Below are 3,457 nucleotides of genomic sequence, written 5' to 3'. Positions count from 1 at the left end.
TTCAAATATATCCTCTGCTTGCCGACCTCTATGTGCATCTGCATTGCTACATGTTCAAATCTGTCAATGTAGCCTTGGCGTATATTTTTCAAATCATGGTTACCCATAATCAGATATATCTTGCCGTTCAATCTGTCAAGCATTTTAGTCCATTCTGCTGAACCGCCAAGACAAAAATCACCCAAGTGAAAAACAATATCATCCTGACCGACTGTATTATTCCAATTGGAGATGATAGTTTCATTCATCACTTCCACATCCTTAAACGGTCTGTTACAGAAGCGAATGATATTTTCGTGATAAAAGTGGGTGTCTGATGTAAAGAACACCTTTCTGCCATCAAATTTATAATTCATTTCTTCTCAATTTATGTGCATCACTGCACGTTAATAATCAAGTTATCAGTACCCATCAGACGGAAAAGACAGAGGAGCATCACAAAGACAACTGCCACAGATGGGTATAAAATAAAAGTAGTTGGAAAGTTTGGTAAGGACTCTCCAACTACTTTTGTTTCTATTCTAATTTAAAGCACTATAATATGTACCTTATTACAGTGTTCGTTGGAAAGTATTTACAATACGAGGTTCAATGCCGGAAACATGAACACTCAACACAGACTCAAGGCATTTATTGCCCCAAATTGTGACTATTGGTAATATGTTCATTCTATTTCTCTGCACTGTTAGTTTTTATATTGTTTCAAAATCGATGCAAAATTAGCAAATATATTTCATATCCGACATCACTTCCTGAGAAAATCCACATTCCACTTTTGCCTATATGTAAAAACTGAACCTATGCTATAAATACACAGATTCAGTTCCTATTCATTTAGCTACTCCATTGATTCCCTAATAATCCGTTGAGTTTCTTTTTTGTACTCCTTACGGTCATATTCCACACCTCTGCACATCCAGCAACTACACGGAGTTCCCGTAGTCTTGTAAACTTGCGCCCATTTGTCTTTAGCCAACTCAAACCAATGAGGATGTTCATAATGGCTTCCATCCTCACGGATGATACAATGCCCGTAAGCAGCATAAAGAATCATGCGAGCCTTAAATACACGTGCCATTTGTTGGCGTCTCCAAAATTTGTTTCTTTTGTCCATCGTCTCTTTCTATTAAAGTTAGGATGAACAATGATGTTACTTTTGAAAGACTTAATGTATCCATAGCGCAATATCTCTAATTTATAAAATCAACAATTATCTATCACTCTTCGTTTTACAGCTCGATTTTAACCTCTCCAGATTAAAGAGATTCATCGTCTTCTTCCTCCTCAAACCCTTCGGATGCATTAGCTATCAATGCTTTTCCTATCTCCATCTGTAAGAATTTGGGAAGACGGAGCAATTTTGCCATAAGCTGACTATAAGTGAATTCCATTTTAACATCAAGTATGGGTTCTTCTTCAATACTCGTGTCAATTTTCTCAACGGTATCAGCATCTTCAAGAAATTCAGAAAAACTTGGTTCTTCAGGCCAATTTTCTATTGTTCCATCATTGTTGATTCTTAAACGGATATAATCGCCACAATCTGTTGTCTCCGGTATTAATCCGTTAGGTACATAATCAGCTATTTTACATATAACCTTTTTATCTTTATCAAGCAAGAAATATGTTCCACTATCACATACTTTGGCTTGAAGATACATATCTCCGTATTCCGGCTCCCAATTCAAAAGTTTATGAGTCTTCAAATTGATTATCCCCGACCACATTCCTTTAGAAACCAATGGGTATTTGTTTTCGTATAGTTCACCCATCCATGCATCGGTATAACTACTCATTTCCTCATCATACGGAAAGTATATCATAAGGTAGTGGGCTACCTCGTTCAAATTTTGTTCTCCGATTCCAACTAATATCTGCTTTGCCATAATCTATAAAATTAAATAGTAGTCAATAAACTTAAATCCACATCAGGAATGATAGCATCCGCAATCTTGTCCTTAACAAGAAATCCCATATATAGCGGAATGGTTAGCACCTCTCCCTCACGTCCTACATTATATTGTCCCAACTTGATTGCATTCTTGACATGATACACATCCTTGTTCTTCAAAACCGTAGTCATGCTTTTTGCCTTGCCGGACTTTGCCTTGATTTCAAGGATTACGCATTCGCCTTTGAATCTCACCAAGAAGTCCAGTTCAAGCCCACTATCTTTATGGAAGTAGTATAGTTTTTGCCCAGACTTACATAAGAAGTCAGCCATAAGATTCTCAAAAATAGCACCTTTGTATCCAAGAAGATTACCTTTTAAAATATCTGCCTGTGTACCATAATCAAGCATTGCCATAAGAACACCTATATCGTAGTATATACCTTAAAGCATTCTTTGATGGAATTGCCTTCTAACGGCAATTCCGTAATTTGTGTATTATAACATCTACGGACTATACCAGCATCCTCCAACCATTGAATACTACCGATATATTGTGAAGCTCTTCCTCCCTTCTTGACTACGGAATACTGGAATTTCTTATTCTCCTTAGCCAACTGTTTAGGTATGGATTCAAAACATTCCCGAATATGGGGTTTGTCTGCATCGTCCGCATACTTCACCATATCTTCTTCATATTCAGCAATAAGATTGCGCTGCACCTTATATATAAGTTCGATGTTCTTCGTTTCAAGGAAACAGTTCACCACTTCAGGCAGCCCCCCGACAATGACATATCTGTACAAGAGTTCCATCATTGCCTTATGAATCCCCTCTGGAACTGTTTGTTCATTCTCAAAGCATGATTTGACAGAATCAATAACCGCATCGCTAATTCCGTTTGCCCATAAAAACTCTTCAAAATCCAATGGGTACATATCAATCACGGTCTCATACCCAACGGGAACGGAATCCTGTCCTTCCTCCTCGTTCTTCTTCTTTTTATTCTTACCGTAGCCTTTCACTCCTAAAAGTGAGCCTGTGGCAATAACATCAAAGCGACCGTCTATATGAAATGACTTCAAGGCTGTCCTTGCCTCCTTACATTCTTGAATCTCGTCAAGTATAATACATGTTTTTCCGCTGATGAAACGACTGCCCGGAATCAAAGCCGAAAGGTTAAGAATAATGGTATCGACATCTATATTGCCTGCAAAAGCAGATTTTTTGTCGGGTTCGAGAATGAAGTTCATATAAACCACACTCTCATAATTCTCCTCTGCGAATTTCCGAACAATGTATGTCTTTCCACATTGACGAATACCCTTTATCACAAGAGGCTTTTTATCCTCTGACTTTTTCCAATCGACTAAATATGTCTCTATTTTTCTTTTTAGCATAATATGAACTTCTTCTTCCGAACGCAAAAATACATTTTTTTCAAGCGAAAAACCAAATATAATCACACTTTTCAGAATGAATAATTCGTACACTACAACATTTTTTCCAAACGAAAATTGCCTATATCAGCACATTTTTTCCAAGCAAATTAGAAAAATCCCTGTA

General features: G+C 37.3%; 5 protein-coding genes. All 5 read right to left on the bottom strand.

Features of this window, described 5'->3' with window-relative positions:
• A partial coding sequence (locus JCM16496_RS20765) for a metallophosphoesterase (RefSeq protein WP_025836397.1) occupies positions 1-356 on the bottom strand: 356 nt, incomplete at its 3' end.
• Between the two features lie 482 nt (positions 357-838).
• Complete coding sequence (locus tag JCM16496_RS20760) at positions 839-1,114, bottom strand: hypothetical protein (RefSeq protein ID WP_025836396.1); 276 nt, start codon at positions 1,112-1,114, stop codon at positions 839-841.
• 142 nt (positions 1,115-1,256) lie between these two features.
• On the bottom strand, positions 1,257-1,886 hold the full coding sequence (locus JCM16496_RS20755) for a hypothetical protein (RefSeq protein WP_025836395.1): 630 nt from the start codon (positions 1,884-1,886) through the stop codon (positions 1,257-1,259).
• A gap of 11 nt (positions 1,887-1,897) precedes the next feature.
• Positions 1,898-2,308, bottom strand: a complete 411-nt coding sequence (locus JCM16496_RS25440) for a DUF4143 domain-containing protein (RefSeq protein ID WP_244440531.1) — start codon at positions 2,306-2,308, stop codon at positions 1,898-1,900.
• A gap of 8 nt (positions 2,309-2,316) precedes the next feature.
• Positions 2,317-3,384, bottom strand: coding sequence for an ATP-binding protein (locus JCM16496_RS20750; protein WP_244440530.1), 1,068 nt, complete (start codon positions 3,382-3,384; stop codon positions 2,317-2,319).
• Positions 3,385-3,457 lie beyond the last annotated feature (73 nt).

Source organism: Bacteroides rodentium JCM 16496, from assembly GCF_000614125.1.
GTDB lineage: Bacteria > Bacteroidota > Bacteroidia > Bacteroidales > Bacteroidaceae > Bacteroides > Bacteroides rodentium.
The sequence above is the reverse complement of the archived record's forward strand: the minus strand, read 5'-3'. Positions and strand labels throughout refer to the sequence as shown.